The following is a 12,521-nucleotide window of genomic DNA, read 5'->3' as shown; positions in this document are numbered from 1 at the left end:
CTGGCTACTATTGGGGCGAACCGCTGCTCAAGCCCTACGTCGAGGAGCTGCGCGTGGAAGCGGAGCAGCAGGGCGACGACCGCCTCGAACAGCTGGCCCGGCGCTTTCTGGCCTAGCGTGTCGCCCGCGTAGAGTGCCGGGCTGGCGACTTAGCGTCCGTAGCGCTCCAGCCACGCCATCGTTTCGGCCATCGCCTCGCCCCACTGCGCGGCGTTCGTGAGATGTCCGGAGCCACGGAGTTCGTGATGACGCTGCGCGGTCGCCGGTCCCGGCATCGCGTCCAGGGCGTCGTGCAGCCGGTACACCGCCGCCGGCGGAACACTCACATCGTGTTCCGCCGTGATGCTGAGCAGCGATACGTTGCGAAACGCGGAGACGGAGCGGTGCGCGCTGGTCACGCTGGGCCATTCCGGAGAGCCCAGTAGCGCCACAACCGCGCGGAGCGGCAGGCCAGCCGCGATCGCACGATACGCGAGGAATGCGCCCATCGAGATGCCGACCAACGACACTCGGTCGCGATCGACATGAAAATCGGCCACCAACGCGTCGATCAACGCCGGCAGTTCACGCCCGGTTGCTTCCATCACCTCGAGCATGACCGGCAGCGCACCGTGCGCCGAGCGCTGCAGTCGCTCGACCAGGAACGGACTCGATCGCGCGCCATGATCGACCGCATCGACGCCAACGGCGACAAAGCCGAGGGCGGCGCATCGTTCCAGTTCGGTCGCGTGCGCCAAGGCGTCGGCGCGAAAGCCGTGCATCCAGAGCACAACGGGCCGCGAGGGGGCGGGGCGTTCCGCCGAAGAATCGTCGGGTGTGGCGATCAGCACCGGCACACCCGCGATCATGCCGCCACGCGCCGTCACGGCGCGATAGGCACCACATTCGAAGTCACGTACGTGACTTCATCGTCGACGGCGTTGCGAATCGGATCGAGACTCAGCGTGGTCGGATAGCCCAGCGTGGCGTCGAACGCCATTGATTGCACGACGCCCTCACGCGTGAGCCCCTCCCGCGCCTGCGCGAACAGTTGATCGACCGTGCGGAAAATCGTCAGCAGCGTCACCGAGATCGACTCGCCGGTGGTGACATTCACGGCGCGCGTGATCACGCCCGTCTTCACCGTGACCTGAAACGTCGTCGCGCCGGTGACACAGAAGCAGACCACGCGCTGCTGCATGGTGTAACTGTTCGACGCCGGACGGGTGGCTTCCCACCGCCGCTGCGCTTCGGCAAGGCGCGAGTCCTCGGGGCTGGTCGGGTCACTGCACCCGCCCACCAGCAACGCGAGCCCAAGGAGCACGCCCGCCAGCCGCATTATGCCGTCGCCGCCTTGGCGGCGGCGAGCTGCGCCTGCATCCGCTTGCGGAACCGCTCCGCGATCAGACGGCCCATCTCCGTTTCCGTTGCCACCCACTCGGCGTTGCGAAACGCGATCGGGTTCACCGCCGCGCGATACTCCGCGAGCCACGGCTCGATGCGCGAGAAGATCAGCAGCCCCTCGCCGTTGCTCTCGAGCATGAAGTCGGCATGCATCACGCCGTGTCGCGCCATCGCATACGTCATCTCCCAGTACGACGTACACTGACGGAACGCCGCGTTGAGGGGATGGTCGCCCTTGGTCACCGCGATCACATCCTCGAAGCTGGTTGGCAGGAACGTGGAGATCACCAACGTGCGCGAGGCGCGCATGACGTCTTCGCGACGGAGCTCGTACAGCTTGAGCACGAGCTCTGCATCGTGATGATCGGGATATTCCTTGAGAGGCACGGTTGGGTCGGCAAACGGGAAAGGTCGGCCAGTGCGTTAGAGCGGCGCGTGGCGCGTCACGGAGTATTGTCGGTCGTCCGAGGCTTGGCAAGCGAATCGGCACCCGCTGCGGTCAGCACCGGCACCACATACGGCTCCCACTGCTGCAACGTGACGCGCAACCGCCAAGCGGCGTTATCGGGGGCGGCCGAGTCCGGATCGAGGGTTGCCACCGTCACCGCGAAGCCTGGGAGCGACGCCATCTTGCCGCTGGGCAGTCGCTTGCGCCACGCGCCGTCGTGCAACGGGACGTCATCGGTGAATCGGCCATCGGAGGCACGGCCATACACGCGCATCGGATCGAGTCGCACGCTGGCGCCGTTGGCACGACGATCCACCGTGATCGCCGACAACCATGAGCGTCCGGCATACTCCATCACGATGCCCAGCTGCACCTGCCGCGTGGTTTCACGCGACGCCATGAAGCGCGTCACGAAATTCGTCGTCACTTGCCGACGCGGCGACGACAGCACGACCGGCAACGTGCACTGCACGGTACCATCGCCGGCCGTCACCAGCTCCTCGCCGGCCGATGGCGACTGCCAGTCGGCCGCGGTGCCAAGGATCACCCGAAGCGGCACGCCAACGGCGAGCGACTTGTCGGGATGGAGCACGGTGATCTGCACATCGAGCGTCACCGGTCGCGTCGTCGGGATTTGGGTCACCACGCAAGCTACTCGACCACGGCCGCACGATGTGCGCATCGGCGTCGGACGCGATACCTTTTTTGGCGTTGGTCCCTCCCCTTCCTGCCCCCGCTCCATGATCTGGATCGCCACGCGGTTGCTCTGCATGGCCGCGCTGCTGCTGGGCACGTGGGCCTGCGCCGGGCCGCCGGCATCACCGACGTCCGCAACACGGGTGGCTGCCCCGCCCCTTCGCTGGGGTGGCGATGCCGAAGGCGGTGCGCCCTTCGTGGAAGCCGACGCCGCCGATCCCTCCCACGTGCGCGGCTTCGACGTCGAGATCGCGACGATGATCGCGCAGGGCCTCGGGCGCGAGCCGCAGTTCGTGCAAGTCGCATGGGCCTCCATCGAACAGTCGGTGGCGCGCGGCGACTTCGCGATCGGCATGTCTGGCCTGGAGGACCGGCCGGCGCTACACGAGCGGTTCGCCGTATCGTTGCCGTACTACGAGTTCCGCGAAGTGCTCGCCGTGCGCGCCGCCGACAGTGCGCGCATCCACACGCTGGCCGACCTGCGAGGTCGTCGGGTGGCCACGCTGGGCGCCACGATGGCCTGGGAGATGGTGCTCGCCGCCAAGAGCACCCACGGCGTGCTGCCGGTGTCGTATGACGACGACGTGCATCCGTACAGCGATCTGGTGAGCGGACGCGTCGATGCCGTGTTGCTCGACCACGTGCTGGCCGAGCGCACCCTGCGCCGGATCGGCGGCTTCGTGATTCAACCCGCCGCGTTGGCCCGCGGCCACTACGTGGCCGTGCTGGCGGCCGGCGACAGTGCGCTCCGCGACTCCGTCAACGCCACGCTGCGGGCACGCATGCGCGACGGCTCACTCGAGCGCGTGTTCCGGTCGTGGAACGTGTGGGATGCCCAGCAGGCGGCGTTTCAGCAGCGGGTGCTTCGCGACGCCGCACCGCGCGGTACGACCCCAGCCGCCAAGCGAAATGCCGTCGCGTCCATCGCGACCTACCTCCCGGTGCTGCTGCGCGCCGCCGTGATCACTCTGTTGTTGTCGGTGCTCGCGATGATGCTCGCCGTGGCGCTCGGTATCGGCCTCGCCGCCGGACGCGTGTACGGCGCGCGGCCGCTCCGCATCCTCCTGACCGCCTACGTCGAGATCATCCGTGGCACGCCGGTGCTGCTGCAGCTGTTCGTGCTGTACTACGGATTGTCGGACGTCGTGCGGCTCCCGGCCTTCGCCGCCGCCGTGATCGGACTCGGCCTCAACTACGCCGCCTACGAATCCGAGATCTATCGGGCGGCACTCGAAGCCATTCCCACGCTGCAGCTCGAAGCGGCACGCACGCTGGGGCTCTCGGAGCTGCAGATCCTGCGGCTCGTGCGCGGTCCGCAGGCGCTGCGGCTCGCGCTGGCACCGATGACGAACGACTTCGTGGCGCTGCTCAAGGATTCCTCGCTCGTGTCGGTGATCACCGTGGTGGAGCTCACCAAGCAGACCGCGATCTACGCCACGAACGCCGGCAGCTGGGCCATTCCGGGCGCACTCTGTGGCCTCGTGTATCTCGCGATGTCGCTGCCGCTCTCACGGATGGCCCGTCGCCTCGAACAGCGGTGGAAGATCGCATGAGTCGCGACGTCGCGTTGCATGTGCGTGCCCTGCACGCTGGTCGTGGGGAACGCGCCATCCTGCGTGGACTCGACCTCGATGTCGCCGAGGGCGAAGTGTGCGCGGTGATGGGAGTGTCCGGCGCCGGGAAGACCACCGTGCTGCGCGTGGTCGCGGCGTTGCAGCCATTTACCGCGGGCACGGTCGAGATCGGCGGCGTCGCGCTCACGCCCGGTGCGGTGCCCCCCGAGTCGCAGCTTCGCGCACTGCGGCGGCGCGTCGGCGTGGTCTTCCAGAGTCACGCCCTGTTCGAGCATCTCACCGCACTCGACAACATCATGCTGGCGCCGGTGCACGCACTCGGACAATCACGCGCCAGCGCGGAAGCCACCGCCATGCGCCTGCTGGAGTCCCTCGGCGTGTCGGCCCGCGCACACGCGTATCCGCGGCAACTCTCCGGCGGCGAAGCACAACGCGTGGCGATTGCGCGCGCGCTGGCCCCCGACCCGCAACTGCTGCTGATGGACGAACCCACATCGGCGCTCGATCCGGCACGCCGGGGTGCGCTCGGCGAGTCGGTTCGCGCTCTGGCCGCCCAGAAACGCGGGCTGTTGATCGTGACCCATGATGCCGAATTCGCGCGCAGCTTCGCCGATCGCGTCGTGGTCCTGTCGCATGGCACGATCGCCGAGCAGGGGCCGGCCAGCGAGGTGCTCACGCATCCCACCCATGACGCGACGCGTGAGCTACTGAGCTAAGGCACGCCAGGCGTCGTCGGACCGTGCTGCACAGACGACGCCGTGACCCCCTGCAACAGCGCGCCGAGGGCGATACCGCCGATTGCGTACCCCAGTTCCCAGCTGCCGGCACCGAGCCCCGCAATCGCCGGCCCCGGGCACACCCCGGTGATGCCCCAGCCGATGCCGAAGATGGCCGCCCCAATGATCGTCGAACGATCCATCACCGATTCGTGCGCGCCGAACGCGCCGCCCAGCAGCGGCTGGCGAAGCAGCTTCGGCACGAAGCGATACGCCAGGAACGTGACCACCACCGCCCCGCCCAGCACCAGCATCAGTCCCATGTCCTGAAAGCGCAGGAAGCTGAGCACGACGCGGGGTTGAATCATCGTGGAAAACGCGAGGCCGAATCCAAAGAGGGCACCAGCACCGAGAGCAGACCTGAGCATCGTCTCAGCCCCCCCCAACGCGCGCCATGACATTCGCCGTGATGAACGCCGTCGCCATGAAGGTCAGCACCGCCAGCAACGATGGCAGCTTGAGCGAGGCGAGGCCGCAGATCCCGTGGCCCGACGTACAACCGCGCGACAACCGCGCACCGTACCCCACCAGCACCCCGCCGATGGCGAGCTGCCACGGCGGAATCGACACCGCCACGCGCTCCCCGTGTGCGAAGAGCAGCCACCACACGAACGCCCCCACGATCAGCCCGGCCGCATACGCCAGACGCCATCCCCGGCTGTTCACCAAGCGCGGTTGCTGAAAGAACGGACGGTCCACGACGTACGACCACGTCGACGAATACACCGAGCTCATCCCGCCGATCAATCCGGTCAGCGTGAAGAGCAGGGCGACACCGAGACCGATACAGACACCACCGATCAGGTAGTGCGCAAAGCCGGCAGGCAGGGGAAGCATCCGGCAAAGCTATCGTATCGCTATCCTGTACACACGTCGCTTCCCCTTCCACTTCCCGACGGGTCACGCGAACGTTCGTACGTCTCCCCAACGTTCAGCCAACGATCCCGTGCGGCTTCTCCACCTCCTGCGCTTCGGTCTGCTTCTGACGCCTGCGTTTGCCGCAGTGGCGCCGCGCGCCGAGGGGCGACTCGCCGACGGGCGACTCGCCGACGTGCGCGGTACGGTGTACGACAGCATCGCCGGTCAACCGCTGGTGGGTGCGTTGGTGCAGCTCGTGGCGGCCGACTCGGGGGGCACGTACGGACGCACGGCGGTGTCGGACTCACTCGGTGCGTTCCGTTTCATCGATGCGCCGAACGGGCGCTTCACGCTCGGCTTCTATCACGCCGTGCTCGATTCGCTCGGCCTCGAGCCGCTGGTGCGCCCGATCACCGTCACCAACGGCGGAGCCGTTCGTGCCGATCTGGCCACCCCGTCGGCCGCGCGACTGGGCGCGGCGATCTGCGGGGCCCCCACGCCGCAGAATTCCGGCGCTGTGGTCATGGGCATCGTGCGCCACGCCACCGACCGCAGGCCGGCCGCCGGCGTCACCGTGATCGCCGAGTGGCTCGAGCTGTCGTTCGGCGCCGGTGGCATCAATCGTCGGACACCCCGACGGCTGGCCACCACGCGCGAAACCGGCTGGTTCGCGATCTGCCATGTCCCGCGTCCGGGATCGATGACGCTCACGGCGACCCGCGGCGCCGACAGCACGGCGACCATTCCGGTCGAGGTCCCGACCAGCGGCTTCCTCCGCCGCGAGCTGTATCTCGGTGCCGCCCGCGTCGTCGCCGCTGCCCCGCCACCTCGCGACAGCACCCAGAGCGACTCGACCGCCCTCCAGGTGCGCCGCCTGCATGTGGGTGATGGTCGCCTCAGCGGAAGCGTGCGGGCCACCAACGACGGCCGCCCGCTGGCCGGGGCGCAGGTCAGCATTCTCAACGGACCGCAAACCCGCACCAACGCCCGCGGGGAGTGGATGCTCTCCGACGCACCCCCGGGAACGCGCCTGCTGGAAGTGCGGGCCGTCGGCTACTATCCCGAGCGGCGCGCCGTGGACATCGTCGACAGCGTCGCGCCCCTTCGCGTCGCGCTTGCGACCTTCAAGTCGGTGCTCGACACCATGAAGATCAGCGCCACGCGCACCGTCGACATGAATCTGGTGGGCTTTCAGGAACGTCGCCGCTCGAGCGTGGGCCGATTCCTCACCCCACGCGATATCGCCATGCGGCAGCCGTTCGCGACGTCGGAAATCTTCCGCTCCGTGCCCGGGATGTTCCTCGATCGCACCATGGACGCCGAGGAGAAGGTCATGATGCGCGGCGTGTTCGAAGATCGCTGCGAGCCCGCCATCTACATCAACGGCCAGTGGATGAACGGACTCACGTCGAGCGATCTGGACAGCTTCATCCGGCCGTCCGACATCGCCGGCATCGAGGTGTACATGGTGGGGCAGGTCCCCGCCCAGTTTCAGCCGGGACTCTCCGGCTGCGGAAGCCTGGTCTTCTGGACGAAGTAATCGCGACGTGGCATCTCACGCCCTCTCAATGGATCTCCGGTGAAGGCTGAACCGAACACCAGCACCCGCGTCACCAGCATGCACGCCACCGACCCGCGACCCCATGTGGTCATCGTCGGTGGCGGTTTCGCCGGGCTCACGGCCGCGCGCACGCTCGCCAAGGCCGATGTGCGGATCACGCTCATCGACCGCACGAATCACCATCTGTTCCAGCCCCTGTTGTATCAGGTAGCCACGGCGGTGCTCAATCCCGCCGACATCACCGTACCGATTCGCTGGATGCTGCGCGACCAGGCCAACGCCACGGTGATCATGGCGGAGGTGCACAGCATCGAGGTGCCACAACACACACTCACCCTCGACGGCGGCAGCAGTACCGTCGCGTGGGACTACCTCATTCTGGCCAGCGGCGCGCGGCATGCGTACTTCGGGCGTCCGGAGTGGGAAGCCAACGCCCCGGGGCTCAAGAGCATCGAAGATGCGCTCGAAATGCGACGCCGTTTCCTGCTCAGCTTCGAAGCGGCCGAGCGCGCCAGCGCCGAAGGGCAGCGCGAGGCACTACTGACGTTCGTAATCGTCGGCGGAGGCCCCACTGGCGTGGAACTGGCCGGCATGATCCCCGAGATCACCCACAAGGCGATGAAGCGCGATTTCCGCCGCATCGATCCGGCGTCCGCGCGCGTCGTGCTGCTGGAAGCGGGCCCGCGGCTGCTGCCGCAGTTCCCTGAGCCCCTCAGTGCGCGAGCCGAACGCGACCTGCGCGAACTCGGGGTCGAGGTGCGCACCAACACCGCCGTCACCAGCGTCGACGACGCCGGCGTCACCATGGCATCGGGCGAACGGATCGATGCGCACACCGTGTTCTGGGGCGCCGGGAATCAGGCCTCCCCCCTCGCCAAACAGCTCGGCGTCCCGCTCGACCGCGCCGGGCGCGTCGTCGTTGCCCCCGATCTCTCGCTCCCCAACCACCCGCATGTTTTCGCCGTGGGCGACGTCGCCTCCGTGCTCACCGACGCCGGCACGCCGGTGCCAGCGGTCGCGCCTGCGGCCAATCAGATGGGGCTCCACGCGGCCCGGGCGATTCTCCACGATCTCCGCGGCACGCCGCGCACGCCGTTCCGCTACTTCAACAAGGGCGACCTCGCCACGATCGGTCGGCATCGCGCCGTCGCCGCCATCGGTTCGCTCAAGCTGCAAGGCAACATCGCGTGGCTCGCCTGGCTGTTCATCCACATTCTGTATCTGGCCGGCTTTCGCAATCGCGTCACCGTGTTCGTGCAGTGGGCCTATCAGTACCTCACCTATCAGCGTGGCGTGCGACTGATCACCGGCACCACCGCACACCGGCTGCTGAAAACGAGCGGCGATCGGGAGCGGGCACGAGAGGAGGAGCGTGGAGACGCTCGTCCGATGCCGTAACGCCGCGCACGAAAAAAGGCCGGCCAGCGATCGCTCGCCGGCCGGCCTTTCTTGCATCGTCGATGACGATTACCGCATGCGATCGCGGCGCACGAGCACCTTCTTGCCCTTGATCGTCGTGTTCCGCAGCGCCGTGATGATGTCCTCGGCGATCTCCTCCGGCACCTCGACCGTGCTGTAGCCATCGGCGATCTGAATCGCGCCGATCACGCTGGCATCGATCCCGACTTCGTTCGCGATCGCGCCCACGAGATCGCCCGGACGCATCTTCAGCTTGCGACCGGCACCGACCCACAACCGCGCCACGCTCCACTCCGGCTTCGACCGCTTGGCGGCCTTCGCGCCGCGCGGCGCGTCCTCTTCGCCACCGCGGCTCGGACGGCCACCTTCACGGGCACCGGCGCCCTCGCGACCACGGCTGCTCTCGCGCGGGCCCCGATCATCGGAACGCGGCTGCACGGCCGGGATGTCCGGCTCGTCCGTCACGTCGTTCGCGTCGAACAGCTTCACGGCGGCAGCGGCAATGTCCATGACGTCGAACTCACCAGCCAGCGACTCCACGATGCCGCGGAGCTTGTCGAGACCACCTTCCATGATGGTTTCGCGCAGCGTCGTGCGTACCAACTGCAAGCGATGGGCGCGCAGATCATCGACCGTCGGCACCTGCGCGATCTCGATCCGCTGACTCGTCATGCGTTCGATGTTCCGCAGCAGGCGATGTTCGCGCGGTTCGGCCAGCGTAATCGCCACCCCCTCACGACCGGCACGACCCGTGCGGCCGATGCGGTGCACGTACGACTCGGCATCCGCCGGTACATCGAAATTCACCACGTGCGACACGTGCTTCACGTCGAGACCACGCGCCGCGACGTCCGTGGCGATGAGCAGATCGGTCTTCTTCGTGCGGAACTTGGTCATTACGCGATCGCGCTGATCCTGGCTCAAGCCGCCATGCAGCGCATCGGCGCGCAACCCGCGCGCCATCAGCGTTTCACTGAGCTCGTCCACTTCGGTGCGCGTCCGGCAGAACACGATCGCACTCGTGGGCTGCTCGATGTCGAGCACGCGGGCGAGGGCGGTCATCTTGTGCGCGCGCGGCACGATGTACGCCACCTGCCGCACCCTGGCCGATTCACCAACCGGTACCACTTCGCGATCGATCGTGACGAGCACCGGATCACGCAGCTGGCGCTTCGCGATGCTGGCAATGCGTGGCGGCAGCGTGGCCGAAAACAGCGCCGTCTGACGCGACTTCGGCGTGGCCTCGAGAATCGCTTCGAGATCTTCCGCAAAGCCCATGTCGAGCATCTCGTCGGCCTCGTCCAGCACGACGGTCTTGAGCGACGACATCTGCAGCGTATGGCGACGGATGTGGTCGAGCGCGCGTCCCGGCGTCGCGATCACCACGTCGACGCCGCGCTTGAGGGCACGCACCTGCATCTCCATGGACGATCCGCCGTACACGGCCAGGGCGCTCACACCCATCGGCTTGCCGTAGCGATGCACCGCCTCGGCCACCTGCATCGCGAGTTCGCGCGTCGGCACGAGAATCAGCGCCGACGTACGCTCCGCGCCCTTGGCGCTGGTATTGACGCGGCTCAGCAGCGGCAGCGCGAACGCCGCCGTCTTGCCAGTACCGGTGGCCGCCTGGGCCAGGACATCACGTCCTTCCAGCAGTGGCGGAATCGCAGCACGCTGAACAGGCGTCGGTTCTTCGTAGCCCAGCGCAGCAAGCGCCGAGGCAATGCGGGGGTCGAGTCCGAGGGCCGCGAATCCGGTTTCGCTGACGTCGCGCTCGCTGTTCCGTGCGGCGACATCGCGCTCGTCCGGCTGTTTCATATGTCAAGTCTCCTTTGAGAACCGAAATCTATCCTATTCCGATGCCGAGATGTGGTCTTGGCCGGTGAAATAGGTGAGATTGTCAGTCATCATGACCGACACAGCCCTTTCGTTTGAGGTCCGCCACTCCCCGATTCAGGGTTTCGGGGGCTACGCTACCCACCCGATCCCGGCCGGCACACGCATTATCGAGTACGCCGGCGAGCGGCTCGCCCCGGACGCGGCGGAGGCGCGCTACCCCGATGTCGTCGGCGAGCGACACCATACCTACCTGTTCGCCATCGATGACGAGGTGGTGGTCGACGCCGCGGTGAACGGGAACGAGGCGCGGTTTCTCAATCACTCCTGCGCCCCGAACTGCGATGCGGTGATCGACGACGGTCGCATCTGGATCGACGCGATCCACGATATCGAAGTGGGCGAAGAGCTGGTGTACGACTACGCCTACGTGCTCCCCGAACGGCACACCCCGGCCGCCAAGAAGCGGTTTCCCTGCTACTGTGGCGCCATCACCTGCCGCGGAACCATCCTCGCGAAGAAGCGCTGACCCGTCGAAGCCGGCGGTACAGCATCTCGTCCGACCGCTACGTACATTGTCGGTACTCAGCCGGTTGAACGTTGCATGGAGCCTTGGAGGCCGTATGCGGTCGTGGGTCGTAGTGTCAGTGGTGATGCTCGGGTCGGCGGTCGCGTGCGCCCGCAGCGCCAAGGAAGGAGCAGTTCAGGAAGCGCGCCCCATCGCCTCGGCAGAAGGTGCGGCCCCGCGGCCTCAGGGCCCGCGCCGGGTTCCGCCCACGCCCATGAAGCTCGATACGCTACGTCGTGAAGCCGTGGCCAAGCTGATGGCCACGCTGGTGGGCCGTGAGAACGAGCCGGCCGGCACGGTTTTCAAGAACGTCAAGTTGCACAAGACGATGCCGGCGAAGGAGTTCGTCACCATGATGGACGAACAGTTCGGGCGCGGGCTCGGATTCAACTGCACCAGCTGTCACATGGACAACGGTGACTACGCCAGCGACGCACGGAAGGACAAGATCATCGCCCTGCAGATGATCAAGATGCAGCGCGACATCGACGCGAAGTACATCGCCAAGGTGAAGGAACTCGATGATCCGCGTCCGAAGACGACATGCGTGATGTGTCATCGTGGCGCCGGCCACCTCACGAACGAGATGGATGTCCCGACGGCCCCGGTGCCCCAGCGCCAGCGCGGTTAAGCACTCCCGTCGTTGCGGACCACCAGCGACCGCGACATGATGCGGTCGGTTTGCAGATCGTAGCCGAGGCGAAAGCCTTGGCTGCCGATATCGGTGAATCCGTGCTTGGCGTAGAAGCGGATCGCCCGTGCGTTCCGCTCCCAGACACCGAGCCGGATGGTCGTACCACCGCGCGAACGCGCCGCGCGGGCGCACGCCGCTAGAAAAGGTGACGCCACACCCCGACCGTGCCAGGCGTGATCCACGTAGAAGCGCTGGAGCTCCACGGACTGATCGCCCGGTGTCTCCGGCTCGGGCGCATCGATGCGCAGCAGTGCATACCCGACCATGACCCCGCCGACCTCGGCGATCAGACAGATACGCCGCGGATCCGCAATTTCCTCCGCCTGCTGCTCCGGCGTGAACGCTTCGCTCAGGTACGCGTTCATGTCGATCGGGTCATTGTCGGGCGCAAACGTTTCGTAGAAGACGTGCGCGGCAAACTCAGACAGCACACCCGCGTCGGCGGTCGTGGCGCGCCGGATCGCGAGAGCACCCTCAGGGCGGTCGTCAGCGATTGTATTCGTCATGGTCAAGGATAGTCAGTTCCCCGTGATCCGCCCCGGTCCCGAACGCCGTCAAGTGTTAGCGCCGTCAATTGTTAGCGCCGTTAACTCTTAGCGCCGTTAACCCTTAGCGCCGTTAACTGTTAGCGCCGTTTATTGTTAGCGCCGTTAACTCTTAGCGCCGTTAACTCTTAGCGCCGTCAATTGTTTGCGCCGTTAACTCTTA

At 66.9% G+C, this 12,521-nt stretch carries 14 protein-coding genes; 6 read left to right on the top strand and 8 right to left on the bottom strand.

Features of this window, described 5'->3' with window-relative positions; genetic code table 11:
• Nucleotides 1–149 precede the first annotated feature (149 nt).
• The 4 genes from ACIRA7_RS11185 to ACIRA7_RS11170 are packed head-to-tail and all read right to left on the bottom strand — an operon-like array spanning nt 150 to nt 2,474.
• The gene (locus ACIRA7_RS11185; protein WP_396220923.1) at nt 150–866 is read right to left on the bottom strand and encodes a dienelactone hydrolase family protein; all 717 of its coding nucleotides are present in this window, start codon (nt 864–866) and stop codon (nt 150–152) included.
• On the bottom strand, nt 863–1,318 hold the full coding sequence (locus ACIRA7_RS11180; RefSeq protein WP_396220922.1) for a DUF6174 domain-containing protein: 456 nt from the start codon (nt 1,316–1,318) through the stop codon (nt 863–865). The genes ACIRA7_RS11185 and ACIRA7_RS11180 overlap by 4 nt, the downstream gene beginning before the upstream one ends.
• Nucleotides 1,318–1,770: a hypothetical protein gene (locus ACIRA7_RS11175; RefSeq protein WP_396220921.1), complete on the bottom strand. Its 453-nt coding sequence runs from the start codon at nt 1,768–1,770 to the stop codon at nt 1,318–1,320. The genes ACIRA7_RS11180 and ACIRA7_RS11175 overlap by 1 nt, the downstream gene beginning before the upstream one ends.
• Nucleotides 1,771–1,826: 56 nt before the next feature.
• The gene (locus ACIRA7_RS11170) at nt 1,827–2,474 is read right to left on the bottom strand and encodes a hypothetical protein (RefSeq protein ID WP_396220920.1); all 648 of its coding nucleotides are present in this window, start codon (nt 2,472–2,474) and stop codon (nt 1,827–1,829) included.
• A 97-nt stretch (nt 2,475–2,571) separates the two neighbouring features.
• Between ACIRA7_RS11170 and ACIRA7_RS11165 the strand changes: the two genes are divergently transcribed.
• Both ACIRA7_RS11165 and ACIRA7_RS11160 read left to right on the top strand, forming a co-directional pair.
• Complete coding sequence (locus ACIRA7_RS11165; protein ID WP_396220919.1) at nt 2,572–4,080, top strand: ABC transporter permease subunit; 1,509 nt, start codon at nt 2,572–2,574, stop codon at nt 4,078–4,080.
• Entirely contained in the window at nt 4,077–4,817 is a 741-nt protein-coding gene (locus ACIRA7_RS11160; RefSeq protein WP_396220918.1) for an amino acid ABC transporter ATP-binding protein, read from the top strand. The genes ACIRA7_RS11165 and ACIRA7_RS11160 overlap by 4 nt, the downstream gene beginning before the upstream one ends.
• On the opposite strand, the gene ACIRA7_RS11155 is transcribed toward ACIRA7_RS11160, so the two are convergent.
• A complete protein-coding gene (locus ACIRA7_RS11155) occupies nt 4,814–5,245 on the bottom strand; it encodes a DUF6691 family protein (protein ID WP_396220917.1) in 432 nt (143 codons plus the stop codon). The genes ACIRA7_RS11160 and ACIRA7_RS11155 overlap by 4 nt on opposite strands.
• A 4-nt stretch (nt 5,246–5,249) precedes the next feature.
• Nucleotides 5,250–5,714: a YeeE/YedE family protein gene (locus ACIRA7_RS11150; RefSeq protein ID WP_396220916.1), complete on the bottom strand. Its 465-nt coding sequence runs from the start codon at nt 5,712–5,714 to the stop codon at nt 5,250–5,252.
• 109 nt (nt 5,715–5,823) lie between these two features.
• On the opposite strand from ACIRA7_RS11150, the gene ACIRA7_RS11145 reads away from it, so the two are divergent.
• A complete protein-coding gene (locus ACIRA7_RS11145; protein ID WP_396220915.1) occupies nt 5,824–7,275 on the top strand; it encodes a carboxypeptidase regulatory-like domain-containing protein in 1,452 nt (483 codons plus the stop codon).
• A 39-nt stretch (nt 7,276–7,314) separates the two neighbouring features.
• Complete coding sequence (locus ACIRA7_RS11140) at nt 7,315–8,694, top strand: NAD(P)/FAD-dependent oxidoreductase (protein ID WP_396220914.1); 1,380 nt, start codon at nt 7,315–7,317, stop codon at nt 8,692–8,694.
• 69 nt (nt 8,695–8,763) lie between these two features.
• Here the strand turns inward: ACIRA7_RS11140 and ACIRA7_RS11135 are convergent, their stop codons facing one another.
• A complete protein-coding gene (locus ACIRA7_RS11135) occupies nt 8,764–10,533 on the bottom strand; it encodes a DEAD/DEAH box helicase (RefSeq protein ID WP_396220913.1) in 1,770 nt (589 codons plus the stop codon).
• A 91-nt stretch (nt 10,534–10,624) separates the two neighbouring features.
• On the opposite strand from ACIRA7_RS11135, the gene ACIRA7_RS11130 reads away from it, so the two are divergent.
• Both ACIRA7_RS11130 and ACIRA7_RS11125 read left to right on the top strand, forming a co-directional pair.
• On the top strand, nt 10,625–11,080 hold the full coding sequence (locus ACIRA7_RS11130; RefSeq protein ID WP_396220912.1) for an SET domain-containing protein: 456 nt from the start codon (nt 10,625–10,627) through the stop codon (nt 11,078–11,080).
• A gap of 253 nt (nt 11,081–11,333) precedes the next feature.
• Nucleotides 11,334–11,750 carry a c-type cytochrome gene (locus tag ACIRA7_RS11125; RefSeq protein ID WP_396220911.1) on the top strand — a complete coding sequence of 139 codons (417 nt, stop codon included), beginning with the start codon at nt 11,334–11,336 and terminating at the stop codon, nt 11,748–11,750.
• On the opposite strand, the gene ACIRA7_RS11120 is transcribed toward ACIRA7_RS11125, so the two are convergent.
• Nucleotides 11,747–12,319 carry a GNAT family N-acetyltransferase gene (locus ACIRA7_RS11120; protein ID WP_396220910.1) on the bottom strand — a complete coding sequence of 191 codons (573 nt, stop codon included), beginning with the start codon at nt 12,317–12,319 and terminating at the stop codon, nt 11,747–11,749. The genes ACIRA7_RS11125 and ACIRA7_RS11120 overlap by 4 nt on opposite strands.
• Nucleotides 12,320–12,521: the final 202 nt, after the last annotated feature.

This window comes from Gemmatimonas sp., from assembly GCF_044376735.1.
GTDB lineage: Bacteria > Gemmatimonadota > Gemmatimonadetes > Gemmatimonadales > Gemmatimonadaceae > Gemmatimonas.
Note: the sequence above shows the minus strand (reverse complement) of the source record. Positions and strands in the feature narration are given on the sequence as shown.